Origin of the sequence: Kitasatospora sp. NPDC093806, assembly GCF_040683335.1 — a bacterium.
In the GTDB taxonomy this organism is placed as follows: domain Bacteria; phylum Actinomycetota; class Actinomycetes; order Streptomycetales; family Streptomycetaceae; genus Kitasatospora.
Genome location: NZ_JBFBDO010000017.1, coordinates 76,927 through 102,445 on the forward strand (window position 1 = coordinate 76,927; position 25,519 = coordinate 102,445).

General features: G+C 74.2%; 15 protein-coding genes and 1 pseudogene. 9 read left to right on the top strand and 7 right to left on the bottom strand.

Annotation, left to right across the window (positions count from 1 at the left end; translation table 11 throughout):
• Positions 1-71: 71 nt before the first annotated feature.
• Together ddaH and AB0N76_RS12050 are read left to right on the top strand one after the other, a co-directional pair.
• A complete protein-coding gene (ddaH, locus tag AB0N76_RS12045) occupies positions 72-890 on the top strand; it encodes a dimethylargininase (protein ID WP_363555919.1) in 819 nt (272 codons plus the stop codon).
• Positions 891-1,045: 155 nt separating this feature from the next.
• The gene (locus AB0N76_RS12050) at positions 1,046-1,321 is read left to right on the top strand and encodes a hypothetical protein (protein ID WP_363555920.1); all 276 of its coding nucleotides are present in this window, start codon (positions 1,046-1,048) and stop codon (positions 1,319-1,321) included.
• An 82-nt stretch (positions 1,322-1,403) separates the two neighbouring features.
• On the opposite strand, the gene AB0N76_RS12055 is transcribed toward AB0N76_RS12050, so the two are convergent.
• Positions 1,404-4,628 carry a BTAD domain-containing putative transcriptional regulator gene (locus AB0N76_RS12055; protein WP_363555922.1) on the bottom strand — a complete coding sequence of 1,075 codons (3,225 nt, stop codon included), beginning with the start codon at positions 4,626-4,628 and terminating at the stop codon, positions 1,404-1,406.
• A 323-nt stretch (positions 4,629-4,951) separates the two neighbouring features.
• On the opposite strand from AB0N76_RS12055, the gene AB0N76_RS12060 reads away from it, so the two are divergent.
• A complete protein-coding gene (locus AB0N76_RS12060; RefSeq protein ID WP_363555924.1) occupies positions 4,952-5,995 on the top strand; it encodes a hypothetical protein in 1,044 nt (347 codons plus the stop codon).
• Positions 5,996-6,008: 13 nt separating this feature from the next.
• Here AB0N76_RS12060 and AB0N76_RS12065 read toward each other — a convergent pair whose 3' ends face one another.
• Complete coding sequence (locus AB0N76_RS12065) at positions 6,009-6,917, bottom strand: DUF4231 domain-containing protein (protein ID WP_363555926.1); 909 nt, start codon at positions 6,915-6,917, stop codon at positions 6,009-6,011.
• Positions 6,918-7,111: 194 nt separating this feature from the next.
• Here AB0N76_RS12065 and AB0N76_RS12070 point away from each other — a divergent pair, with 194 nt between their 5' ends.
• The gene (locus tag AB0N76_RS12070) at positions 7,112-7,966 is read left to right on the top strand and encodes an S-methyl-5'-thioadenosine phosphorylase (RefSeq protein ID WP_363555928.1); all 855 of its coding nucleotides are present in this window, start codon (positions 7,112-7,114) and stop codon (positions 7,964-7,966) included.
• A 38-nt stretch (positions 7,967-8,004) separates the two neighbouring features.
• On the opposite strand, the gene AB0N76_RS12075 is transcribed toward AB0N76_RS12070, so the two are convergent.
• Positions 8,005-12,405, bottom strand: coding sequence for a CHAT domain-containing protein (locus AB0N76_RS12075; protein WP_363555929.1), 4,401 nt, complete (start codon positions 12,403-12,405; stop codon positions 8,005-8,007).
• A gap of 111 nt (positions 12,406-12,516) precedes the next feature.
• On the opposite strand from AB0N76_RS12075, the gene AB0N76_RS12080 reads away from it, so the two are divergent.
• Entirely contained in the window at positions 12,517-12,900 is a 384-nt protein-coding gene (locus AB0N76_RS12080; protein WP_363555931.1) for a hypothetical protein, read from the top strand.
• Positions 12,901-12,908: 8 nt separating this feature from the next.
• On the top strand, positions 12,909-13,742 hold the full coding sequence (locus AB0N76_RS12085) for a hypothetical protein (protein WP_363555933.1): 834 nt from the start codon (positions 12,909-12,911) through the stop codon (positions 13,740-13,742).
• Here AB0N76_RS12085 and AB0N76_RS12090 read toward each other — a convergent pair.
• Complete coding sequence (locus tag AB0N76_RS12090; RefSeq protein WP_363555935.1) at positions 13,684-14,217, bottom strand: GNAT family N-acetyltransferase; 534 nt, start codon at positions 14,215-14,217, stop codon at positions 13,684-13,686. The genes AB0N76_RS12085 and AB0N76_RS12090 overlap by 59 nt on opposite strands.
• Positions 14,218-14,320: 103 nt before the next feature.
• Between AB0N76_RS12090 and AB0N76_RS12095 the strand changes: the two genes are divergently transcribed.
• Positions 14,321-14,731: a hypothetical protein gene (locus AB0N76_RS12095; RefSeq protein WP_363555937.1), complete on the top strand. Its 411-nt coding sequence runs from the start codon at positions 14,321-14,323 to the stop codon at positions 14,729-14,731.
• Positions 14,732-15,017: 286 nt separating this feature from the next.
• Here the strand turns inward: AB0N76_RS12095 and AB0N76_RS12100 are convergent, their stop codons facing one another.
• Positions 15,018-20,378 (bottom strand): RICIN domain-containing protein, encoded by a 5,361-nt coding sequence (locus AB0N76_RS12100; protein ID WP_363555939.1) that lies wholly within the window; start codon positions 20,376-20,378, stop codon positions 15,018-15,020.
• Between the two features lie 582 nt (positions 20,379-20,960).
• Here AB0N76_RS12100 and AB0N76_RS12105 point away from each other — a divergent pair.
• Complete coding sequence (locus AB0N76_RS12105) at positions 20,961-21,362, top strand: nuclear transport factor 2 family protein (protein WP_363555941.1); 402 nt, start codon at positions 20,961-20,963, stop codon at positions 21,360-21,362.
• A gap of 100 nt (positions 21,363-21,462) precedes the next feature.
• Here the strand turns inward: AB0N76_RS12105 and AB0N76_RS12110 are convergent, their stop codons facing one another.
• Entirely contained in the window at positions 21,463-23,010 is a 1,548-nt protein-coding gene (locus tag AB0N76_RS12110; protein WP_363555943.1) for an AMP-binding protein, read from the bottom strand.
• A gap of 212 nt (positions 23,011-23,222) precedes the next feature.
• Here AB0N76_RS12110 and AB0N76_RS12115 point away from each other — a divergent pair, with 212 nt between their 5' ends.
• Positions 23,223-24,986: an RICIN domain-containing protein gene (locus AB0N76_RS12115; RefSeq protein WP_363555945.1), complete on the top strand. Its 1,764-nt coding sequence runs from the start codon at positions 23,223-23,225 to the stop codon at positions 24,984-24,986.
• A gap of 61 nt (positions 24,987-25,047) precedes the next feature.
• Here AB0N76_RS12115 and AB0N76_RS12120 read toward each other — a convergent pair.
• Positions 25,048-25,519 (bottom strand): annotated as a pseudogene (locus AB0N76_RS12120) (XRE family transcriptional regulator); the annotation flags it as partial.

The following is a 25,519-nucleotide window of genomic DNA, read 5'->3' on the forward strand; positions in this document are numbered from 1 at the left end:
GGGTCTCGCAGTAGTTGCGCCTCCTCGCGAACGTTAGAAGCTCTCACAAACGCTCGACACCCTCGACATCATTGGAGCCTGACATGATCCGCACCGCCCGTCCCCGCCGCTACCTGATGTGCCGTCCGACCCACTTCGAGGTCAGCTACGCGATCAACCCGTGGATGGACCCGGCGAAGCCGGTGGACACCGACCTCGCCGTCGCCCAGTGGGAGCGCCTCTACAGGCTGTACGGCGAGCTCGGCCACCGCGTCGACCTGATCGACCCGCTGCCCGGCCTGCCCGACATGGTCTACGCGGCGAACGGCGCGACCGTCGTCGACGGCCGGGTGCTGGGCGCCCGCTTCCGCAACGCCGAGCGGGCGGCGGAGGGCCCGGCCTACCTGGAGTGGTTCCGGGCGAACGGCTTCGCCACCCACGACCCGGTCCACGTCAACGAGGGCGAGGGCGACCTGCTGCTGACCGACCGCTACCTGCTGGCCGGCCGGGGCTTCCGCAGCGTCTCCGCCGGGCACGCCGAGGCGCAGGAGGTGCTGGGGCGCCCGGTGATCGGCCTGGACCTCGTCGACCCGCGCTTCTACCACCTGGACACCGCGCTCAGCGTGCTCGACGGCGATCTGATCATGTACTACCCGGGCGCGTTCTCGGCCGGCAGCCGGGCGGTGCTGCGCCGGCTGTTCCCGGATGCGGTGCTGGTGGAGGAGGCGGACGCGGAGGTGTTCGGGCTCAACGTGATGAGCGACGGGCTGAACGTGGTGCTGCCGGAGGCGGCCACCGGGGTCGCGGCCCGGCTGCGCGAGCGCGGCTTCCGGCCGATCGGGATGGACCTGTCCGAGCTGTTCAAGGGCGGTGGCAGCGTGAAGTGCTGCACCCTCGAAATCCGCCCGTAGCCGGCCCGCGGCAACGTTATGACGGTGCATCAACAAGACGATCAACGGCGGCGATCGACGCACGGTGCTTGTGCGTCGATCTGCCGTTGAACGCGCCTTGCCATGCTGATCCCATCAGCCCGGGAAGCCCCGGAAGACACCCCCAGGGAGCAGCCATGACGAAGCCCGCCACCACCCGCACCGCCGCCACCCCCGCCGCCCGCACCACCGCCCGCACCGCCCCCGTCGCCCGCACCGCCACCGTCCGGATCCGGCTGGCCGTCGCGGGCCTCGGCCTCGGTGCCCTGCTGGCCCTCGGCGCGGCCGGGACGGCGATGGCGGACGGCGCCACCACCGGCACCGGCACCACCACCGCCCCCACCAGCACCCCGACCCCGACCGCCACCCCGACCGACGGTGGTCACGGGGACTGGAACAGCACCGGCTCCTGAGCTCCGCCCGCCCCCGCAGCGGGTCTCACCCGCCGCCCAGACCGAGCAGAACCGTTTCTGCCACGGCCGCCCCGCCCGCCTCTCATGGATCGACCAGCGCGAACGCCGGCTCCGTGAGCAGCCCCGCCACCTCGGCGGCCTCCGGGAGCCCCAACCGCGCGAAGATCTCGTGCGCCTCCCGCAGCCTGGCCCCCGCCTCGGCCCCGCGCCCGAGGTCCGCCAGTGAACGGCCCAGCACCACCAGCGCCTGCGCCTGGTCCCGCTCGGCCCCCAGCTCCTCGCAGAGCACCAGCGCCTGGCCCGCGTGATCGAGTGCCTCGTCCGCCCGGCCCAGCTCGCGCAGACTGTCCGCCAGCCGGTAGCGCGCGTGCGCCGCCCGGTCCCGCAGACCGGCCCCCACCGAGACCGCCAGGCACTCGCCGAACCAGGTCACCGCCTCCTCGTGCCGCCCCAGCGCGTGCAGCGCCAGCCCCAGCACGTACAGGGTGTACGCCCGCCCCGGGTCGTCCTGCCGGGTGCGCAGCTCCGCCAGCACGTCGTGGCAGATCGTCACCGACTCCTCCGCCCGCCCGCTGCGGACCCGCGCCAGCGCGGCGTTGACCGTGGTCACCAGCGCGCCGGACCGGTGGCCCAGCTCGTTGGCCAGCACCAGCGCCTCGTCGTAGTGGTCCACCGCCTCGTCGTAGCGGCTGAGGAACTGGCAGATCAGCCCGAGGTCGTTGAGCGCCTGGCGCAGGATCACGGTGTCCCCGGCGGTCCGCGCCGCCGCCACCGCCTGCCGGGCGGCCGCCTCGGCGGCGTCCAGCCGGGTGCCGGCCAGCGCGACGTTCCCGCGCAGGAAGTGCGCCCGTCCCTCCGCCCGGCCGTCCCCGTACCGGGCCGCCGCCTCGGCCAGCGCGTCGGCGGTCGCGGCGAGCTGCCGGCTCGGCGGGGTGAGCACGAACGGGGTCAGCGCGATCAGCAGGTCGATCGCCGACCCCAGCGCCGCGCCGCACCGTACCGACCCGGGTACGCCGCTGCTCCCACCCCCGGCCTCGGCCGCGACCTGCGCCGCCAGGGCGACCGCGCCCGCCCGCTCCGCCGTCGCCCACTCGCGCGCCGCGTCCCGGCCGGTCAGCGGCACACCGGGGGAGTGCGCCGGACCGAGCGCGCCCGCCGCCGGGTCACCCGGCACGGCGTGCTGGAACGCGGTGCACGCGGTGGCCAGCAGGTGGTCCAGCAGCCGGTCCCGCGCGGCCATCGCCTCCCCGCCGTCCGCGCTGTCCGTTTCCGCGCCGGAACCACCCCCGCCGCTCCCCTCCGCCGGGCGCCGACGCGCGAACGCCCGCAGCAGGTCGTGGTACCGGTACCGGCCGGGGAACGGCGACTCGACCATCGCCACGTCCACCAGCGCCTCCAGCAGGTCCTCGGCGTCGTACTCGTCGAGGTCCAGCAGCGCGGCGGCGGCCGGCAGACCGATGTCCGGGCCGTCCACCGAGGCGACCAGCCGGAACGCCCGGGCCTGGTCGGCGGTGAGCTGGCGGTAGCTCAGTTCGAACGCCGCCGCCACCGCGAGGTCCCCGATCCGCAGCTCGTCGATCCGCCGCCGCTCCACCTGGAGGCGGCGGCTGAGCGTCTCCACCGTCCACCCGGGGCGGGCGGCCAGCCGGGCGGCGACGATCCGGACCGCGAGCGGCAGGTGCCCGCAGGCGACCACCAGTTCCCGGGCGGCCTCCGGTTCGGCGGCGAGCCGGTCGGCGCCGATCGTGCGGCCGAGCAGGTCCAGCGCCTCGGCGGGCTGGAACACGTCCAGGTCGACCTGGACGGTCGCGGGCAGGCCGGCCGGGCGGGTGCGGCCGGTGGTCAGCACCGCGCAGCCGACCGCGCCGGGGAGCAGCGGCCGGATCTGGGCGGCGTCCTTGGCGTTGTCGAGGACGAGCAGCAGCCGCCGCCCGTCCACCACCGACCGGAACAGCGCCGACCGCGCGTCCAGGCCGTCCGGCACCGCGTCCGCCGCGACGCCGAGTGCCACCAGGAACCCGCTCAGCACCGCCTCGGGATCGGCCGGGACGGGGTCCGAACCGCGCAGGTCCACGTACAGCTGGCCGTCGGGGTAGGCGTCCCGGACGCGGTGCGCGACGTGCAGCGCCAGCGCCGTCTTGCCGACCCCGCCCATCCCGACCACGGTCGCGATCACCAGCGCCCGCGCCGGGGGCTGGGCCGGCGCCTCGTCACCCGACGCCGCGCCCAGTGCCTCGTACAGCGTCCGGAGCGGCGCCGTCCGGCCGGTGAAGTCGGCGGCGTCCGGCGGGAGCTGCGCGGGGCGCGGCGGCGCGGCGACCGGACGGGCCGCCCGGCCGGGCGCCTCCGCCCCGTCACCGGCCGTGCCCTCGGCCGCACCTCCACCGGCAGTCGTCCCGGACCCGCCCGCCGCGACGGCCCGTCCGGCCGACCCTGCCCCCTCCTCGTCCCCGCCTGAACCCGCCTCCGGGTCGGTCTCCGGCCCCGTCCCCGGTCTCCCGCCCCTCGCGTCTCTCCCCGGCACCCCCACCGCCGGTGCCGGGAGCGCCCCCACCCCGCCCGCCGGCTGCGGCGCGGCCAGCGCCGGGTCACCCTCCAGGATCCGCCGGTGCAGCTGCTCCAGCTCCGCGCCCGGCCCGACCCCCAGCTCCGCCAGGAACAGCTGCCGGACGCCCCGGAACACCGCCAGCGCGTCCGCCTGCCGCCCGGCCTGGTACAGCGCCCGCATCAGCAGCCCGTACGCGCGCTCGTGCAGCGGGTGCTCGGTGGTGAGCGCGGTCAGCTCCGGGATGCAGCGGGAGTGGCGGCCGAGCGCCAGGTCCAGGCCGATCCGCTCCTCCAGCAGGGTCAGCCGCAGCTCCTCCAACCGCTGCCGGTGCCGCTCCGCGAACGGCCCGGGGATGCCGGCCAAGGGTTCGCCCTGCCAGAGCTCCAGTGCCTGGTTGAGCAGGTCGCGGGCGCGCAGCGGTTCCGCGCGGGCGGTCCGCTCCGCCTCGGCGGCCAGCGACTCCGCCTCGGCCGCGTCGACCGCGAGTTTCGGCAGGACCAGCCGGTACCCGTCTCCCATCGACATCAACACGCTGCCCGCGGATTTGTCCACGCCGGCCACGTCCAGCACCTTGCGCCATCGCCACGCGTAGGTCCGTACGGTGGTCATCGCCGCGCTGGGCGGCTCCTCCCCCCACAACGCGGCGATCAGATCGGTGGCGCTCGCCGAGTGGCCGGGCCGCAGGAGCAGCACGGCCAGCATCGCCTGCTGCTGCGGGCTTCCCACCTTGAGCGCCGTCGCGCCGCGGTGAGCCCGCATCAGACCCAGTACGGAAAAACGGAGATCGCCCAAACCTGCCCCCAGCTGCCCCAGGACAGTGCCCGCCCCGCCCGTGCACATGTCAGATGATGTGTCACTTTTTAACCACAGGGGCCCTCCCGGTGTCGAGACTCCGTTGAGCCTGTGGTGACCGGGCGTTGACCCCCACCGGAGAGAATGACCGTGCCGGGGCTCGCCGGAGACGGTCCGGTCCGCCCCCTTCACCTCCCGCGACCGGGTACCCCCTGTGCCCGGTCGTGCCAGCCCCCGCCTTCGGCCGAAGGCGTCGGGCGCCATGACCATACCTTCGGAGGCGGACGTCCGTGAACACCGCTCTGCTGTACCACCTGCTCGACGTCGACCCGGCCGACGGGCCGGCCGAACTGCTCCACCGCGCCCGCGGCAGCCGTCACCTGCCCCATCTCGTGCTCTCCGCCCTCGCCGACGACCAGGTCCGGATGGGCGAACCGGCCCGCGCCGAACTCCGCCGGGCCCGCGCCCGCGCCGACCACTACACCCGCCTCGCCCGCGAACTCGCCCGCTCCACCGGGGTCCGCGCGATCCGCGGCCTGCCGCTGGCCGGCTACTACCCGGACGGGCTGCTCCGGCCGCAGGACTCCCTCGACCTGGTCGCCCCGGACGAGGCCGCGCTCTGGCAGGCCGTCGTCCGGCTGGTCACCGACCACCCGGTGGAGGCAATCGACGTCACCCTGCTCGGCGACCGCCCGCACCACACCGCCGTCACGGTCCGCTGGCCCGCCGAGGACCCGCTGCTCGACCCCTGGTTCCGGGTCCACCTCACCACGGCCGCCCTGCCCGGTGACGGCGCGACCGTCCCGGTCCGGCCGTACCTGGTGGCGGACGACCACGTCGAGTGCCTGATCGCCCTCGCCGAGTCCCACCTCCTCGCCCCGGGAGCCCCCGAAGCCCCCTGCGACCCGCTCGCCCTGCTCGACCTGGCCGCCCTCGCCGACCAGCCCTTCGAGCCCGCCGAGACCGCCGCCGTCCTCGCCGCCTACCGCCTCGCGCCCGAGGCCGCCGCCCTGCTCGACCTCGCCGCCCCCCGCCTCCCGCTCGGCACCCTCGCCGCCGTCCGTACCGCCCTCACCCCGGAACTCGCCCCCGAACACCGCCGCCGCACCGAGGCCGCCACCGCCCCGCGCCTGCCCGTCCGGCACGGCACCCTGCTGCGCCGCACCGTCCTCCGGCACACCTGGGACGAGGCCCGCCTGCTCCCGACCGCGGACGCCGTCCTCCTCCTCACCCCCGTCGCCGACTACCTCCTCGCGACCCCCACCACCACCCCCACCCCGGCCGCCCGCACCACCGCCCTCCACTCCCTCCACCACTGGGACATGAGCTGTTGACGCCGGCCCGTGCTCAGTCGACCGACCCGACCTTCCCGGTCCGCCCCGAGGCCCACATGGTGTGCTCGCGGGATATCGCCGCCTCGGCCTGGTCGACGAACCCCGCCCACCCCTCCGGGTCGGCACCGTCGTCGGTGAGCGAGTAGATGTGCCGGATCTCCCGAGCCGTCAGGCTGTAAGCGGAGGCCTCGGTTTCGAGCCGCTGCGACTGGGCCCAGGCGGTGATCCCGGCGACCCCGGCGCTCACCACGCCGAGCAGGTCGATGGCGAGCACGTTGTACGCCTTCAGGACACCGGCGACGATCCCGATCATCTCCCCGAGCAAGGCGAGCCGCCGCCAGATCCGGGACTGCCGGTCGCGCAGCTTGGCCATCCGCGCGTACCAGTCGACCTGCTCGGCGAGCCGGTTGTCCCGGTACGTCGCGATCCGCTCGCTCAGGCTGCCGGCCCGGCAGCGCTCCATCGCCTCGTTGATGTCGAGCCCGGCGGACACGTCGACGATGTCCAGGCCCAGGCTGATCTCCCGGAGTCGGGCGATGAACAGCCGCCGCGCCTCGTCGGCCGGCATCGACTCGGGGAACGGGTCGCCGCACACCGCGTAGCGCCAGGCGAGCGTCTTGCAGGACTCGGCCGCCGCCCGGCACTCGTACCAGCGGCGCTCGTCGCGCTGCTCGACGATGTAGAGCCGGAGCAGGATGGAGGAGACGAAGGCGAGCGCGGCGGCGAACCCCGCCCAGTCGAGGCCGTCGTCGTGCGTCCGGAGGGTGACCACGCCGACGGCCGCGGCGAGGAACAGGATGACCAGATTCAGCCGGAGTTGGCCGAAGTAGCGCCGCTTCGACCGGATCGACTCGGCGTCGGCGTCCTGGAAGAAGGGCGGTAGCCGGTGCCAGGTGAACGCTTCGTGGGGAGGAGTTGCCATGGTGCTCCTCGGCTCGGGGCGCGGACAGAGCCGTCACCCTAGCGGCAGTCGGACGGCGACCGCCCGGAAATCGGTTGGCCGGTTGCGAACGATGCCGTCCAGTCAGCGGGTTCGGCGCCCTGCCGTTGATCGGTTGACGCGGGTAGACTGACCGCTCTTGCGGATCTTCGTTTCTTCGTCGAGAGGTCGTGGAGATGACGGGCAGTCGGTCAGAGGTGCGCGCGGAGCTCGGCGTGATCGGGGGGTCGGGCCTGTACGCGCTGCTCGACGACGTCGTCGAGGTGGCGGTGGAGACGCCGTACGGGGCGCCGAGCGACTCGGTGTTCGTCGGCGAGGTGGGCGGCCGCCGGGTCGCCTTCCTGCCCCGGCACGGGCGGGGGCACGGGGTGCCGCCGCACGCGATCAACTACCGCGCGAACCTCTGGGCGTTGCACTCGCTGGGCGTGCGGCAGGTGCTGGGGCCGTGCGCGGTGGGCGGGCTGCGGCCGGAGTACGGGCCGGGCACGCTGCTGGTGCCGGACCAGTTCGTCGACCGCACCTCCGGCCGGGTGGAGACCTTCTACGACGGCGTGCCGCTCCCGGACGGCTCGGTGCCGGGCGTGGTGCACGTGTCGATGGCGGACCCGTACTGCCCGGCCGGGCGCCGGGCGGTGCTGGGGGCGGCCCGGGAGGCGGCCTGGGAGCCGGTGGACGGCGGCACCCTGGTGGTGATCCAGGGCCCGCGCTTCTCCACCCGCGCCGAGTCCCGCTGGTTCACGGCGAACGGCTGGTCGGTGGTCGGCATGACCGGTCACCCGGAGGCCGTCCTGGCCCGCGAACTCGGCCTCTGCTACACCTCGTTGAACCTGGTCACCGACCTGGACGCGGGCGTGGAGAGCGGCGAGGGCGTCACCCACGCCGAGGTCCTGGAGGTCTTCGGCCGCAACGTCGACAGGCTGCGCACCGTTCTGTTCAAGGCCCTGGAAGCACTGCCGGTGACCCGCGACTGCGCCTGCGGCCACGCCCTCGACGACTTCACCCCGGGCCTGCCGGGCGTCCCGGAGGCCTGAGCCCGAGTCGGCTCCCCGGCTGCTCAGGCACCGACTGCTCAGGCACCGGCGTGGACGTACGCCGCCCAGACGTGCGGGCCGTCGGGGATCCGGCGGCGCAGGGCGCGGACGGTGTGGTGCAGGGCGAGCGCGCTCGCGCCGGGGCCGGTGTCGGCGGCGGTCACCGCGGTCACCCGGCGGTAGAAGTCGCGGGTGACGTGGTCCGCGTGGTCGCTGCCGATCTCCCAGAGCGTGCCGACGGCGGCCGGGAAGCCCGCGAGCAGGAAGGCGCCGGTGATGTGGATCGCCTCGTCGCTGAGCCGCTCCGAACTGCGCGCCGTGCCGCAGGCGGCCAGGAAGGCGAGCCGGGCGGCGTCCGGGCGGGCCCGGCAGATCTCCAGCACGGACAGCTGCTCGCCGCTGGGCAGGTGGAGCCGGGCGCCGGACGGTTCCGCCGGGTCGGCGGCGGCGTGGCAGCCGAAGTGGGCCCACGGGGTGCCGGCGAGCGCGTCGAGGACGACGGCGCGGGTGGCCGCCGCGCCGATCAGCGGTGCGGGGGCGCGGAGCAGTTCGGCGGCGTAGCGGGCGGCCCCGGCGACGCCGGGCAGCTCCTCCTCGGGGGCGGCGACCAGCAGCGCGGCGCCGTCCGAGGCCCCGGACCCCCGGTGCTCGGCGCGGCTGCGCGCATACGCCAGGGTCTGGAACCCGGGGGCGTACGAGGACACGACCAGGTCGAGCGCCGCCCCGCAGCGGTCGGGGTGCTCCGGGGAACCGTCACCGGAGCTCACGGCGGCGCAGTCGGCCCCCGTGCACTGGGCGGCGTGCAGCGGCAGGGAGTTGAACGCCCTGGTCGGCACCCACCAGATCCGCGGCCACCCCGCCCGGCCCTCGGCGGGCGTCGTCCCGTCGATCCCCAGGTGGTCGAGGACGGGGCGGACGATCCGGTGCCAGGTCCAGGACAGGCTGCGACGCGCGGTGGCCGCGGCGGCGACCAGGCCCACCGGGGACGGCCGGTCGGCGCCCCGGGCGTTGATCGCGTCGACGGCCCCGCGCAGTTCGCGGGCCGTGGCGGCGAGTTCCGCCGTCTCGGGTTCGAGGAACAGCGCGGTGATCGACTCCCCGGTGACGACGAGGGCGTGACAGTAGTGCGGTCCTTGGTGGAGCAGCACGACCGGCCCGTCGGCGGCCAGCCCGCGCAACTGCCCGGCGGTGAGCGGGCGCAGGAAGTCGCCGAACTCCGGCAGTTCGCGGATCCGCCCGATCAGCTCGTCGAGCGCCCGCGAGGCGTGCAACCGCTCCAGCCGGGCCCGCTCGGGCACGGCGCCGATGCTTTCCGCCCCCGCCCCCGCGAGCAGGTCGGTGAGCCGCTCGAACTCGTCCGCCGCCTCCGGGTGGACGGCCCGCAGCCCGCCGAGGTCCGCCCGGGCCTCGATCCGCCGAGACAGCAGCAGCCCGCGCCCGCGCTCCAGCACCTCGGCGGCCCGGTCGACGTCGGGCCCGGCGGCGATCCTGAAGCCCTCGGGGGTGAGCCCGGCCGGGAGCGCGGGCGGCTCGCCACCGGCCTTCAGCACCGACCGGAACTCCTCCGCGCGCCGCGCCGTGTCCCGGAGCGCGATCCGCAGCAGGACCAGTTCGGTGATCCCGCGCAGGTCGCCGTCGAAGGACGTCAGCCCGTGCTCGGCGGACTGCTGGTCGCTGCCCCGGTCGGTGACCCGGGGCAGCAGTTCGACGGCCGCTTCGAGGTGGTCGAGCGCGACGTCGACCCGGGGCTCCGGCCCCTTGAGCGCGCCGGCCGCCCGCCCGATCTCGTGGTGCGCCTGGTACCACGGCGACACGGTGAGGCCGTCGGCGTTCGTGATGCCGCCGATCGCCGAGAGGTCCGCCGCCCCGAACAGGCCGGAGATCATGCGCGCCGCCATGGCGCCCATCGCGTCCGCCGGGTCCGCCGGGTCCTGCCCGGTGTCGCCGGCCAGGTGTGCGGGCGGGGCCGGAAGCTGCGGGAGGCCGAGGACCCGGGCGGCGACCAGGGTGACCTGGTAGCGCATGAGGTCGGTCCAGTCCTGGGTGACGTCCGGCGTCATGGCGTCGACGCAGTGACCGGCCTCGCCGACCAGCCGCAACGCCTGCTCGCGGTCGGTCTCGCGGAGCTCCAGGGCGTGCATGGTGAGGACGCGGACGAGGGTCATCGCGGCGTTCACGCGCCCGGGGTGGCCGGGCGGACACCTCGCGAAGGCGGCGCGGCACCGGTCGAGCTGCTCCCCGGTGATTCCGGTCAGCAGTCCGCCGCCTGGGCCCAGGCCGTCCAGCAGGTTGAGGTAGTTGTCGGCCAGCAGGTCGAGGTCCAGCTCGGGCGCCTCTTCCCGGACACCCGGTTCGGCGGCGAGCGCCTTGAGCCGCAGCGCCACCTGCCGGGCCCGGTCGAGCTGCTCCTGGTCGTGGCCGAGTATGTAGTTCTGCAGGGCGCTGTGGAGTTCGGTGTGGGCGGCGAAGGCCACGTGCGCGATCCCGGTCGGGCCGCCCTCGCCGTCCCCGCCCGCGCCCCCGCCGCCCCCGCCGTCCCCGTCCCGCGCCGATTCGGCGAGGACCGCCGCGGCCTCGCGAGCGGCCTCCGGGTCGAAACGCAGCGCCGAGAGGATGGTGAGGGCCTGGGCGAGGATCCGGTCGGTGGCCGCGGAGTCCTCGGGCGCGTGGGTGCGGGCGAAGCGCAGCAGGGACACGACCTCGTCGAGGGAGCTCGGGTCGGCGGTGGAGGAGCCCCGGGCCGACAGGGCGCTGCCGAGGGCGGCGGACAGGTAGGCCCGCTCGACGGTCTCGTCCTCCGTGAGCTCCCCCATCAGGTCCCGCATGATCGTGATGTCCCCGTCGTAGCTGCCCTGCCCGTCCACCCGGACATCGGCCATCCGGGACAGCATGGAGATCATCCGGGTCATCTCCGGGTCCGCGAAGCCGCCGTCCGGTTCGGTGAACGCGGCCAGGGTGGCGGCGAGCGGCAGGGCCATGTCGTAGCGGCCCTCCGCCAGCACCGTGAACAGGCCGGACGCGACCGCCGTGACCGCCGTCCCCGCCCCTGCCGCGAGGGCGGCCGCCTGCTCGCCCAGCGCCGCGCTCTCCGCGGCCGGTCCGGCGGCCCTGGCGGGGTCGGAAGCCCGCAGCTCGGCGGCCCGCGTCCCCAGGAGCGCGGCCAGCAGGGCGACATGGAGGTACCGGCCGGGGTCCTCCGGCGGGACGTCGGCGAGGAGGCCGCGGAACCGGGCGATCCGCTCGTCGGTGATCTCGTTGTCGGGGAACTCGGTCGCCAGAGCGAACGCCTCGGCCCGGACGGGCGACAACGTCGCCACCCACGCCGCCTGCTGCAGGGCGAGGTTCTGCTGCTCGACCTCGGCGACCTCCCCGGCCCCCGCCGCCCGCAGCTCCGCCGCCTCCGCCGCTGCCCCCTCCGCCTCGGCCGCCTCGCCGCGCTCCCGCGCGAACGCGTCCAGCGCCCCGGCCAGCGCCGCGACGACGGCGGGACGCGCCGGGTGGTCGGCCGGGGTGGCGGCCAGGGCCGCCCGCAGCCGCCGGACGGCGCAGGCGATCCGCGCCGCGTCGTGCTCCGCCACCCCCGCCTCGGCGATCGTGGTCCCGATCAGCAGACCGAACTGCCCCGGCCAGGACGTCGCCCGTTCCTGGAGCTCCCGCACGCCCCGCAGCGCCTGCGCGGCCTCGGGCGGCAGCAGGCCCGCCGGGGCGAGCGCGAGCAGCCGCTCGGCCTTGGCGATCGACGGCACCCCGAGCAGCCGGGCCGCGTCCAGCACGGCACCGAAGGCGAGCACGGCCGCCTCGGCGGCGGTCTGGTCCAGGTCCGCCGGGTCGACCCCGGTCAGCGCCTCGCACACCACCAGGCCGTGTTCGGCGGCGGCGATCAGCCCGTCCGGGTCGGCCGCGAGCTGGTACCGGGCCAGCTGGAGGCCGACGGCCTGCAGGGTGAGGTCGACGTCCCCCGCGTGCTCCGGCGGCAGCGAGCCGATCGCGCAGGCGGACCAGGCGAGCGCGCGCTCCAAGGCGGCGAAGCGTTCGGCCTCGGCGATGTCGGGCTCCCCGATCAGGTCGCCGTGGGCCCCCGCGATCAGGTAGGCGAAGCGCACGTCGTGCAGCGGGTCGGCCGGGTCGAAGGCGGCCCGCAGCGGCTCCGGGAACACGACGTGTTCGGGCAGCCGGGGGTGCAGGAACCCGAAGGTGCCGTTGATGACGGCGATGTTCCGGGCCGCGTCCGCGGCGTACGGGCCGGTGTGCCGGAGCCAGAACGTCCAGAACACCGCCCACAGCGCGTCCAGGTCGATGGTGCCCTCGGGGTCCGGCGCGGCCTCCCGCAGCAGGGCGAACGCCTCGTCCGCCGCCTCCGGTGTCCGCAGCGGTCCGGCGTCCCGCGCTTTCTGAGCCGCCAACAGCCTTGCCGTCACCCGCTCGTGAAGCTCGCCCATCGGGCCACAGTATCTTGACGTATCGTCAACACATCGTGAATTCAAGGGAATGAAGTCGATCACCGGGGCCACCAGGGAGAACCGGAATCCACGGGGGAGAGGAGAGCGGCCGTGGGGAGCGGAGCCAAGGCGCAGCGGGTCTACGAGGACGCCGTCGAGTACCTGTGCCGCAACACCGCCGCGCTGCGCGAACTGGTCGGCGCCGCCCGCTGGGACGGGCCCTTCGCCGTCGTCCGGGACGCCGAGCCGGCCGGCGACGCCTGGCGCGAGGCCGTCCGGACGCTGCACGAGGCGGCGGAGGAGGCCGGGATCCCCGGCGGCATCGGCCTGCGCACCACGATGGGCGTCGGCGACTGGCCCGCCGGGCCGCCCCCGCGCTCGACCGGCTGGGTCTGCCCGACCGGCCGCTGCGCCCGGGTCGACCTGCCCGAGGAGGCCGGCCGCGGCGGCGGCAGCTGCGCGCTGACGGGCGACCCGCTGCGCCGGGTGGACTGAGCCGCCGCATGGGCCTGCTCCTCGACGAACTCCGCCAGCGCGTCCCCGACGGCTGGTTCCTGCGCCGGCTGCTCCCGGCCCTGCTGCTGGTCGCGGTGGCCGCCGTCGGTTGGCGCCTGGGCTGGGCCCACTGGTCCGACCTCGCCCGGGCCCGGCAACTGATCGCCGCCGCCCTGCCGCTGGGCGCGGAACCGGCCCCGGCGGCCGCCGCCGGGCTGGTCCTCGTCCTGCTGGCGGCAGTGGCGGCCGCGCTCGCGCTGCCGTTCGCGGCGGGCGCGGTCGGCGCGCTGGCCGCCGGCGCCTGGCCGTGGTGGCTGACGCCGCCGGCCCGCCGGCTGACCCGGTGGCGGGAGCGCCGCTGGGTGCCGCCGGAGGAGTTCGCCCGCGAGGCGGTCCGGGCCCGCGCGGCCGGCCGGGAACTGCGCGCCGCCCGCCTGGACGCCCGCCGCGCCCGCGCCGACGCCGTCCCGCCCACCGGCCCGACCTGGTCGGGCGACCGCCTGCGCGCCACCGAGGACCGGATCCGCGCGACCACCGGCACGGACGTCGCCATGGGCTGGACGGCGCTGCTGCTCACCGCCCCCGACGCCGCCCGCGAGGCCCTGTCGGCCGCCCGGGACGGCTACGACGCGGCGTGCGAGGCCCTGGTCTGGAGCGCGGCGTTCACCCTGGTCGGCCTCCGCTGGTGGCCGGCCGCCGCCGTCGGCCTCCTCCTCGCCCTCGCCGCCCACCGCGCCCTCCGCCGCGCCGTCATCACCCTCTGCCACACCACCGAGGCCGTCCTCACCCACCAGCTCCCCGACCGTCCCGGCCGCCCCGCCGCACCGTCAGGACGCGGGTGACGCTCCCGTCCTCCTCACCGACGTCGCGGACGTGCGCGAAGCCGATCCGCGCCAGCAGCCGCAGCGAGGCACCGTTCGGTGCGGCCACCGTGGCGTGCACCTCGGCCAGCCCGAGGGTCCCGAACCCGTAGTCGACCAGCGCCTCGGCCAGCTCCGTCCCCAGCCCCGCACCCCAGGCGGGCTCGGCCAGCGCGTAGACGATCTCATGGCCCTCGACGAGCTCGGCCGGCTTGATCTCGCCGTGCCCGACGTACACCCCGTCCCGGCGCACCGCCCAGATGTCGAACAGGTCCCGGGCGTAGACCTTGCTGAAGATCCGCCCGAACATGGCCCGGTCCTCCTCCTCGGGGTTGAGGCCGTCCCCCATCCACCGCGACACCCGCCCGTCCTGGAACAGGGAGACGAAGGAGTCCTCGTCCTCGGGGACGTAGGGCTCCAGAACCAGCCGCCGGGTGCGCAGAATCGAGCTCGTCATGACCGCCGACGCTATCCACCCGCCCCACCGCCGGCAACGCACTTTCCCCGGCCGGACCAGGCCCTAGACTGCCCCGACCGATCCGGAGGGGGAGAGGACGACCGTGCGGCCCACCACCCGCCCACCGCACCGCCTGTCATCGCGGCGCGCCCGCCTGCTCGTCCTCGGCCTCGCGGTGCTGTGCGTCGCGGCCACCGAGCTGGCCCTGGAGACCTGGTGGCTCCCCTCGAAGTGGCGCACCTACGAGGCGGCCGTGCCGCTCCGGCCCCAAGTGAGCGAGGACGGCCGGACCCTCACCCTCACCGTCAGCTGGACCTGCGAGCAGCGGCCCGAACTCGTGGCCCACGAGAGTGCCGACGAGGTGGACGTGGTCCTGCGCCGCAAGGCCTTCAGGGGGCCGGACTACCAGTGCCCACCCGACAGCGTGGGTTCCGCCAGGATCACCGCCCACCTGCGCGCCCCGCTCGCCGCCCGTCCCCTCCTCGACACCCGCACCGGCCGCCCGCTCCCTTGAGCGCGGCCGGCCGGTGCGGCCTTGCGGCCCGGACCCGATGAACCGTCGGGCGTCGGAGTCGACGCTGGTGATGTTGCCGCCGACGCCGGGGACGGCGTTGCCGTGCCCGCCGTCGGGGTCGTCGTGGATCTCGTGCAGGACACCGCGAAGCGTTCACCGCCGGACGGATCCGGGCCCGGACCGCTCCGGCCGCGCCGGCCCGCCGGAAACGGCAGTGGCCTCCGCCCCGGGAACGGGACGGAGGCCATCTGGTCGGCTCCCTGCGAGGGAGGGATCGGACGAGGGATCAGGTACAGGGGATCTGCCGGCCCGACACGTTGCAGGTCGGCGGGCGGAGGCGCGGGTGGCCGGTGCCCGTGTTCCACTGCATCTTCGGGACGGCCTTGATGATCGCCTGCAGCGCGTAGATGAACGCGTCCAGGTAGTCGCCCTTCGCCGCTGCCGCCGCCGCGCGGGCCGCGTCGATGGCGGCGCCGTTGGCGTCGCCGCTCTGCCAGATCTGGATGTCACCGCGCGGGCTGACCATCAGCCAGGCACCGTCCTTGCCGTTCGTCCTGGAGGACCAGCAGTCGTTGCCCTTGGCGTCGTAGACGACGAGGTTCCCGTCGTCCTGCATGACGGCCTTGAACCCGCAGCCCTCGGTCTTGGTGGACCAGACGGCCCAGGTGCGGACGTTGATCTCACCCTCCTCGGTGTAGTAGGCGACCAGGTTGCCGTCGTCCTGCATCACGAGGCGGGTGGACTGCTCGGCACCCGAGGACTGGAGGCTGTCACCCTTGCACAGGGTGTCCCCGTGCCACATCCAGCCCTCGGCGGACTTCCGGCCGTTGCAGGTCGGCGGGGGAGTCCCGCCACCACCGGTGTTGCCGCCACCGCCGGTGTTGCCACCGCCGGTACCGCCGCCTCCCGTGCCACCGCCGCCGGTGCCGCCACCCCCACTGCCGCCACCGCCGGTGCCACCACCGGGGACGGGCCAGTCGTCGAGCTTCCACCACTGGGCGGTGGTGTCCTTGCACTGCCAGATCGCGAGGTCCTGGTCGTTGCCGACACCGGTCAGGCAGCCGCCGTCCGTGGCGGAGATGATCCGGTACCAGCCGCGCGGGCCCTCCTGGAAGCGCCAGAGCTGGTTGACGTTGCCGTCCTGCGCGCCGGTGAGGTGGGTGCGGTGGGTGGTGGGGTTGTGGTCCATCACCATGGTGCCGCCGACCTTGGTCTCGATCAGCCACTGGTTGTTCGGCTTCTGCCAGAGCGTCCACTGCTGGGCGAGGGCGCCGTTGGCACCGAGCGACTTGATCCGGGTGCCGGAGGCGTTGGAGCCCCGGTCGAGGTCCGCGACCATCCAGTTGTTGCCGGTCATCAGGGTGGTGGTCACGCCGTGCCGGACGTCGCTGCCACCGGGGGCCTGCGGCGTACCGGGGTTGCCGGCGCTGCCACCGGGGATGGGGCCCCCACCGCCGGTGCCGCCGCCGGTCGAGCCGCCGCCCGTGCCGCCACCGGTCGAGCCGCCCCCGCCGCCCGTGCCGCCGCCGGGGACGGGGGGGACGGGGAAGTCCTCCAGTTTCCACCACTGAGCGGTGGTGTCGGTGCACTGCCAGATGGCGAGGTCCTGGTCGTTGGCGACGGAGGTGAGGCAGCCGCCGTCGGTGCCGGAGATGATCCGGTACCAGCCGCTCGCACCCTGCTGGAACCGCCAGAGCTGGTTGACGTTGCCGTCCTGCGCGCGGGTGAGGTGGCTGCGGTGGGTGGTGGGGTTGTGGTCCATGACCATGGTGCCGCCGACCTTGGTCTCGATGATCCACTGGTCGTTCGGCTTTTGCCAGACCGTCCACTGCTGGGCGGTGCCGCCGTTGGCGTCGAGCGACTTGATGCGGGTGCCGGAGGCGTTGGAGCCGCGGTCGAGGTCGGCGACCATCCAGTTGTTGCCGGAGATGAGGGTGCTGGACAACCCGTGCTGGGGGGCCTTGCCGCCGGGGGCCTGCGGGGAGCCGGGGCGGCCCACATTGCTGCCCGGTACGGCGCCCCCGCCGCCGGTGGAGCCACCACCGGTGTTGCCACCTCCCGTGCTGCCGCCCCCGCCGGTGGAGCCGCCGGAGCCGCTGCCCCCGCCCTGGGTCGGCCCGTTCCGGATGTCGTCGAGCCGCCACTTCTGCCGGTCCGAGCCGTCGCAGGCCCAGACGCCCAACTGCTCACCGCTGTTGGCGGCGGTCAGGCAGCCGTTGTCGGTGTCGCTGGTGATCCAGAACCAGCCGCCGCCCGCGTCGCGGAACCCCCAGTGCTGGTTGGCGTTGCCGTCCGCGGTCCGGATGAGGTGGGTGCGGTGGTTGCCCGGGTCGTGGTCCATGACCATGCCCTGGCCTGCCGCCGTCTTGCCGTCGGTGAGCAGGGTCTCGATGATCCAGCGCCCGTTGGCCGTCGGCCAGAACGCCCAGCGCTGCGCGTCGTTGCCGTTGGCGGCGAGCGCCTTGATCGACGTGCCGTCGGCGGTGTTCGAGCGGTCCAGGTCCGCGACCAGGCCGGCGTTCCCCGAGCGCAGGGTGGCGACCTGCGAGGACGCGATGCCGGGGCTCACCACGGGCGTGGTGCCGGGCTGCGGGGCCGGCGGCTTTTGCTCGCGGGGCGGGACGATGTTCAGGCCCCAGCGCTGGGAGTCGCTCTTGTTGCAGTCCCAGATCTGGAGGGCGGTCCCGCTGGTGCTGATGCCGCCGGTCACGTCCAGGCAGCGGCCGGAGGCGGGGTTGACCAGCGAGTGGTCGGCGCCTTGCTGCCAGTTCTGCGCGGGGCTCGCGTTGCAGGTGTACAGGTTGACCCGGGTGCCGCCGGCGGTCTTGCCACCGGCCACGTCCAGGCACTTGCCGAACGCCTTCAGGGTGAACACGCCGCTGCTCGCGGACGGGGTCCACCGCTGGGAGGGGTTGCCGTTGCAGTCGTAGAGGTCGGTCGGGGTGTTGTCGGCGGTGAGGCCGCCGGCGACGTCCAGGCACTTGCCGGGGAAGGCGGAGTACACGGGCATCGCGCCCGCGTCGGAGCCGCCGTTGTTCCCGCCACCGTCCGCGACCTTGCCGTTCAGCCGCCACTTCTGGCGGTCGGAGCCGTCACAGGTCGCGACGGTCAGCGGCTGGCCCTTGGCGGCGAGGGTGAGACAGCCGCCGCCGTCACCGTTGCTGATCGTCGTCCGGCCGTCGCCCGCGTCGGCGAACCGCCAGAGCAGGTCCTTCCGGCCGTCCGCGACCGGCTGGAGCGCCGTGCGGTGGGTGGCGGTGTCGTGGCCGAGTACGAGCCGCTCCTCCGCCTTGCTGCGGCCGTAGGTGAGCCGGGTCTCGATCAGCCAGTTGCCGTTGCCCCGGTCCCAGAACGCCCAGCGCTGAGACTCGGTGCTGTTCGGGCTCCAGGCCTGGACGGCCGCCCCGGCGGTCGCGACCCCGTCGCGCACGTCCGGCACGAGCTGGGGATCAGCGGCCGAGACGACGCCGACACCCAGCGCCGGGTCGGGCTTCTGACCGCCCGAGCCGCCACCACCCCCACCCGGCAGGCTCGGCCCACCGGGCCCACCGGGGTTCCAGCCGAACGGCGGGAACAGCGGCAGGAACGGGAAGCCGGGGAACGGAATCCCGGGCAACGCGGGCACCGGCCCGGTCGGGGTGGTCCCCCCGCCCCCGCCCCCGGGCGTCCCGGGGTCGGTCGGCTTGGTGCCAGGATCGGTCGGGTCGGTGGGCTTGGTCGGGTCAGTCGGCTTGGTGGGGTCGGTCGGCTTCGGCTCCAGTCCGCACTTGTCGGCCGGGCGCGGCTGCTCGGGCGCGGGTGTGCCCGGCACGTCCGTGGCCGACGGCCAGGGCACGTCGTTGAATCCGGGCATCGACGGCCACGGGATGTCGGAACGACCCGGGACCGACGGCCAGGTGCCCTTGCCACCGCCCAGTGCCGGCCAGTCGAAGGCCGGAATCGCGGGAGCGCCAGGCCACTGGGCGTCCGGCAGACCGGGCAGGCCCGGCCAGGGGATGTCCGGGTGCCCGGGCAGTGCGGGCCACGGGACATCGGGGTGGCCGGGAACGGCCGGCCAGCGGACCTCCGGGTGCTTGCCGATCACCGGCCAGGTGACGGCCGGAAGCCCGGGTACGGAAACGACGGCCGAGGGGCCCTCGGAACCGGCGGCGGGCAGGGCCGGCCAGGGCACGCCCGGTGCACCCGGCATCTCCGGCCAGGGGATGCCGGCGTCACCGGGCAGTCGCGGCCACGGGAGATCGGGGTGCCCGGCCACGGTCGGCGGGCTGGGCAGCTTCGGGTAGCCCACCCACGGGAGCGTGGGGACGCCCTCGGCGCCCGGCCACGGGATCCCGGGCTGACCCGGGATGGACGGCCACGGGATCCCGGGCTGGCCGGGGACCGACGGCCACGTGACCTCGGGGTAGCGGGGTATCGTCGGCCAGGTCAGGCCCGGGAAGCCGGGGACCGGCTTCGCGCCCGGCTGCGCGGGGGTGCAGGGCACCGACAGCTGCCAGCGCTGGGCCGTGCCGCCGTCGCACGGCTGTGCGGAGAGTCCGGCCTCCTGAGTGCCCGCCATGGTGAGACAGCGCTGGTCCGCGGCGCTCACCAGGTTGTACGTGCCGCCACCGCTGTCCCGCAGGGTCCAGCGCTGGTTGGCGCTGCCGGTCGGACGGTCGGCGCCGTCCTTCTGGACCGGCCAGAGGACCGTGGCGTGGGAGTAGGCGTCCTGCTGCAGGACCATGTCCATCGCCAGGGCGCTCTCCAGGATGAACGTCCCGTTGTCCGACGCGCGCAGCGTCCAGTTCTGCGACGGCGTGCAGTTGCGCCCGTAGGCCTGGACGACCGTGCCGTTCCCGGACTTCCCGCCACGGACGTCGAGGTCGTGGACGGGGCCGCCGGCGGCGGCGGTCGCGCTCAGCTGGTAGGTGTTGCCGTCAGCCGGCCCCGTGGTGGCTGCCGCCGCGGGCGCGGGCGTCGGCGCCGCCAGTGCCGTCCGCCGGACGGTGGCGGGGGTGGTCGGCGGCAGGTCGCAGGCCTTGGGGAACTTCTCGGGGTCCTCACCGTTGCGCCCGCAGTTCTGCGGCTCGGCCGGCAGGTCGGCGCGGGTGCCGACCATCGCGTTCCGGCTCCAGCCCGAGAGCGGGTCGGTGAACGGGTCGTAGTTCTGGGCCCTCGTGCTGTTCGGGTTGAACTTCACGTCACCCGTGGGGAGGTCCCAGTCGTGCAACTGCTCCATGGTGAGCTTGGTCTCGTTCAGCCCGAGCGCGAAGGGCATGACCTCCGACCGGTCATCCGGGTACCTCAGCTCGGTGCCCTTGACGGTGAAGAAGGGACTGCCACCCGACTTGCGATAGAGAACCCACCGGTACGACCGAGCGGAGATGACGCTGTTCGGATTGATCTTCTTGATCGCCGCCCACTCCTCCTGCGGCGCGAAGCTGTGCCATGGGTCCGGCGGGATCGTGCGCAGCTGATCGTCCACGTAGAACATGTTCTTGGAGCTGCCGTTGATCTCGTAGATCGTGCCCTCGAAGACGTACTCCATCTCCTTGACCGCGTTCGTTCTGACCTGCGCCGGGCTCTGGAACGCGAACTTGAGCGCCACGACCGGGTTGGTCGTGGTGCTCACATAGCCGGTCGGCAGCGCGCCCTTCCGCTGGTCCAACAGCTCTCTGACGTGGTAATTGGTGCCCGCCGCGGAGAACCCGTTGGCAAAAGTCTGATCGATCCCCCGGCCCTCGATCCTCCTGCCGACGATGGGATTGCCATCCTTGTCCTTCTGATAGTCCCACTTGCCGTTTTCGTCCTGGATCAACCGAGCAGGTTCCACCCACTCCGACGCCCCGCGGTAGACCACGTCGGGGACGGCCCGCTGAACGTTGAAGCAAGGGTGGAGAACGGGGTTCACGGGCGCATCGGCAGCGTGGGCCGGCGGGGCGACGGCGCCCACCAACGGGACGACCATCACCCCCGCCGTCAACAGGGTCGCCAAGGACCGGAGGGGGCGGAATCTGGATCTGAAGAAATCGCGGCGCATGAGCGGCGGCGACCTCACCTTCGTGCAGGCGTGCTGGTCAGGCCCGCACTCGGCGAGCGCGGACCTGCCGAACCTAGGGACCGCCGGTATACAACTGATAGACGCCGGTCAGAGGCCGTTTCCGTCCCGTCGACGGCGCACTGCGATGGCGGGTCGCCCTGGCGGCGCCGACACTCGACAGCACGGACAAAACAGGCAAGGGAGACAGCAGTGCTGGCCGAGCGACTGCGTCAGGCGATCGACGCGCACGACCTGGAAGCGTTCACCGGGTGCTTCGCCCCCGACTACCGGAGCGCGCAGCCCGCGCACCTGGCGCGGGCGTTCACCGGACGGGAGCAGGTCGGGAGGAACTGGTCCGCGCTGTTCCGCCAGGTGCCCGACCTCCGGGCGGAGCTGCTGGCGACGGCGGTGGCCGGGGACGTCGAGTGGGCCGAGTGGCACTGGCACGGCACCCGGCTCGACGGGTCCCCGTTCGACATGCGAGGGGTGACCGTCATGGGCATCCACGCCGGAGAGGCGACCTGGGGGCACCTCTACCTGGAGGAGACGGAGCAGAACGGCGAGGGCATCGACGCGACGGTGCACCGCCTCAGCGGCCCAGCGCTCGACTGACGTGACGTGACGTGAACCGCGCGGGCGCTACGGAGCGCCCGCGCGACGCCGGGGCGTGCCCGCTCTGCCATAGCCGGCACGCCCCGCGACACCACCGGACTCAGCTCGCGAAGGTGTCCCGCAGCCGCTTCTTGTCCGGCTTGCCCACCGAGGTGAGCGGCAGCTCGGTCACCAGGTGCAGCGCCTCCGGGGCGTAGATCCGGCCCTTCCCGGCGGTGACGAAGGCACGGACCTCGTCCAGCTCCGGCCGACGCCCCGCTGCCGGCACGACCGCGACGTGGACGTGCTCGGCCTGCTGGGCGTCGCGGACGCCGAAGACGGCGCACTGGGCGATATCGGGGTGGGTGACGAGCAGGTCCTCCACCTCGGAGGGGTAGACGTGTCCGCCGACCACGATGATCTTGTCCGAGAGCCGGTCGGCCAGATACAGGTAGCCGTCCCCGTCGAAGTACCCGACGTCGCCGGTGTTCAGCCAACCGTCGCGCAGGACGGCCTCGGTGAGGTCGGGCCGCTTCCAGTACCCGGCCATCAGGGTGTGTGATCGGACGTGGATCTGGCCCTGCTCGCCGGTGGGCAGTTCGCTGCCGTCGGCGGCGCGGATCACCACCTCGACGCCGGGCAGCGGGCGGCCGACGGAGATCTGGCCGCCGTGCCCGACCCGGTCGTGGTCGTGCGGCTGGAGGACGGCGACGTTCTGCGCCTCCGACATTCCGTAGCCGCTCGCCAGGATCGGCCCGAACACCTTGATCGCCTCGCGCAGTCGGGTCGGCGAGGCGGCGCACCCGCCGTACAGGATGCGCTGCAGGCTGGAGAGGTCGGTGGCGGCGACCGCCGGGTGGTCCAGCAGCCGGTGCAGCAGCGGCGGGAGGACCCACAGGTCGGTGATGCGCTCCCGCTCGACGGCGGCGAGCACCTCGCCGGGGTCGAAGGAGCGCTGGATGACCACCGAACCGCCATGATGCAGGGTCAGATCGGAGATCACCCCCGCGAGGTGGGCGAGCGAGGTGGCGGCGAGGAATCGGGGCGCGCCGTCCCGCAGGTCGTCCGGGCCGAACGGGAAGTCGAAGGCGCTGCGGTAGGGGCCGTGCAGACTGAGGATGCCCTTGGGGATGCCGGTGGTGCCGCCGGTGTGCCGGATGCCCAGGTCGTCGTCGGGGCCGATCCGCACGTCCGGCGGCTCGGCGGGCCGGTGTGCGGCGGCCGCGATCACGTCCTCGCCGATCGCGTCCGCCCCCGGCCCCAGTGCCAGGACCGTCGGCACGTCGACCAGCGCGAGCAACTCGGGCGCGGTCGCGTACCGTTCGGCGTCCACGAGCAGGACGGCGGTGTCCACGCTGGTGACGATCTCGGCGAGGACGGGCGCGCTCATGCCGTCGTACAGGTTGACCACCCGGGCGCCAGCGATGCCCGCGGCGTAGCGGGCGCTGAGCGCCTCGGGGGTGTTGCCGGTGAGCAGGGCGACGGTGGTGCCCCGGGTGACACCCCGGGCGATGAGTTCGTGGGCGAGTCGGTAGGCGGCGGCGGCGAACTCGCCTGCGGTGATCAGGACCCCGTCGGCGGTGGTGACGGCCGGCCGCTCGGGATCGCGGGAGAGGGACCGGAGGATCAGTGCGGGGGCACAGATGAACTCCGCGTCGTTCGTGGCCACTTCTTCATTTTCATGCTGATTGGCAACCATGTCGACAGGCTAATCGAACCGGACGGACCACGAATCGGCGGTCCCCCGAGGCTGCTACGGCTGCCCTTTCAGTGCCGACTTCACTCGTCCGAGTGAAGCTGGCGTTCGAAACAGCGGGATCTCCCTACACACGGGTGAGCATCATCCGAGCGAGGCCGATTCCACGAGAGAGGGGAACTCCGATGACGGATCTGCGGACGTACCACTACTACGCCCTGCACGAAACGGACCTGCAGATGGGACGGCACTGGGCGGTGACGGCGGTGTCCCCGGAGTCGGGCGAAGTCCTTGGCGAGGTGATCAGTGAGGAACCGGCCTCGGGCGGGTTGGGGCGGGGCTTCCTGTGCGCGGGCTCCGGGGGTACCCACCTGTACGTGGGGCTGAACGACGGCATCCACCTGGTGGAGACGAGCACCCTCACCGAGGTGTGGGTGGAGGGTGCGGACTTCGGTCGGATCCTGACCGAGCCGGTCTGGGACGCTGTCATCGACCACCGGCACGAGCGCCTCTACGTCGCGGTCGGCAAGGGCGGCGTCGTCGAGATCGATACCACCACCAACACCGTGCTGCGCCGCCTGGAGACCGGCGAGACCTACGCGGGCATCGCGGTCTCCCTGGACGGTACCCGGCTGTACACCGGCAGCTCCCGGGGCGCCCCCACGGTGAAGGTGCTGGACCTGGCCGACGGCACGGTGACCGCCACCGTCGAGGTGGCGGGGTTCGAGTACGGTCCGCCCGGGATCGGGGTGACACTGAGTGAGGACGGGGCGCTGCTCTACACCTTCAACCGCTACCACAAGGCCCTGACCGCGGTCGATACCGCCACCCTGACGGTCACGGCTCGACGGAAGGGGGACATCGAGGCGGTGTGGCCGGACGGGGACGGGCAGCGCGTCCACATCGTCCGACGCTCGGACCACGACTCCGAGGGCGTCGTCCTGGCGGCCCGGACCCTGGAACGGCTCGGGGAGTTCCCGCTGGCCCCGAAGGGAGGGAAATCGGGAATGCCGGTCAGGGCGATGGCCGGCGGACCCGACGGCGCGCTGTGCCTGGCCACCTTCGGGGGGTTCGTCATCGCCACTCCCGCCGGCGACGGCCGGTGGGAGCACCAGCGGGTCGAGACCTCGGGCTTCAAGTGCGCGGCGGTGACGGCGGCCGCGCCGACCCGTTTCCGGACCCCGGTGCCCGAGCGGCCCGCCCGCACGGTCGGCGTGATCAGGAAGAGCGCGCCCGCCTACTTCCACCGCGTCGAGTCGGGCCAGATGGTCGAGAACGTCTACAGCCCCAACTTCCAGCCCGGCGAGCGGCTTCCGGAGACCACCGACGTCGTCCAGGGCCACTACGGCCGGGGCAGCTCCGGCCAGTTCGGGGGTATCGCCGTGACCTACATCTGGTACCCGCAGCTGCCCTTCAACTCCCGCTACAAATACTTCTACTTCGTGCCGTTCTGGGGCATCTACATCGACGGCGACGACATCACCTGGGACGACGCCGCCAGCGCCGCGCTCCCCGCGCAGGCGGGCCTGGTCGCCCGGCACAGCGGCAAGCTCGTCGAGATCACCGGCGGCGCCGAGGCCCTCGGTGACGGCGCCCGCGCCCAGCAGTGGGAGCGCCGCGACGCCGACAACCAGCGCTTCGACCTGGAGGCGGTGGAGGGCGGCTACTACCGGATCACCGCCCGGCACAGCGGCAAGGTCCTGGAGGTCACCGAGGCCGGCACCGACAACGGCACCGCCGTCCGCCAGTGGGAGTGGAGCGGCGGCGAGCACCAGCAGTGGCGCCCCGAGCCGGTCGGCGACGGCTGGTACCGCCTGGTCGCCCGGCACAGCGGCCGGGTCCTGCAGGTCGCCGTCGGCAACGACGGCGCCCGCAACGGTGCCCCCGTGCGCCAGCAGGAGTGGACCAACGCCGACCACCAGAAGTTCCGCCTCGACCCCCTGGCCTGACCTCACCTCCGCTCCCCGGCCGGGGAGCGGAGAAGGGCGGGCGCCGTGGGCGAGGGCTGTGTCAGGAGCCGAGGGCGCCGGTGCGGGCGGCGAAGGGGCGCAGGCCGGGTAGGCGCGTCGGGGAGTGCACGAGGCGGGCGGTGACGGCCCGGACGGACGGTCGGCGGACCTCCTCGGGTGCCACCCGCTCCATCGCCAGCAGTGCGTCGAACGTTCGCCGGTCCTCGCCCAGCGCGTCCCACATTCGGGCGGTGTCGGTGAAGTACCGGGCACGTCGTTCCCCGGTCGGCAGCCGTACCGGGTCGAGTTCCAGGGCGTGCTGCACTCCGGCGTCGGGGTTGCCGAGGGTGGTGGCGAGGCCGATCCGGTACAGCGCGCACTGCTCGGCGGTCGCCTCGACCGTGAACAGATCGCCGACGTGTCCCGCCGGTACGCGTCCCGCGGTTGTCTCCGCCTCCTCCAGCAGGTCGTACGCGGCGCCGCCTGCACCGCCGGTGGCGGCGGTGCCGGCGGCGGTCAGCAGCAGTGACGTC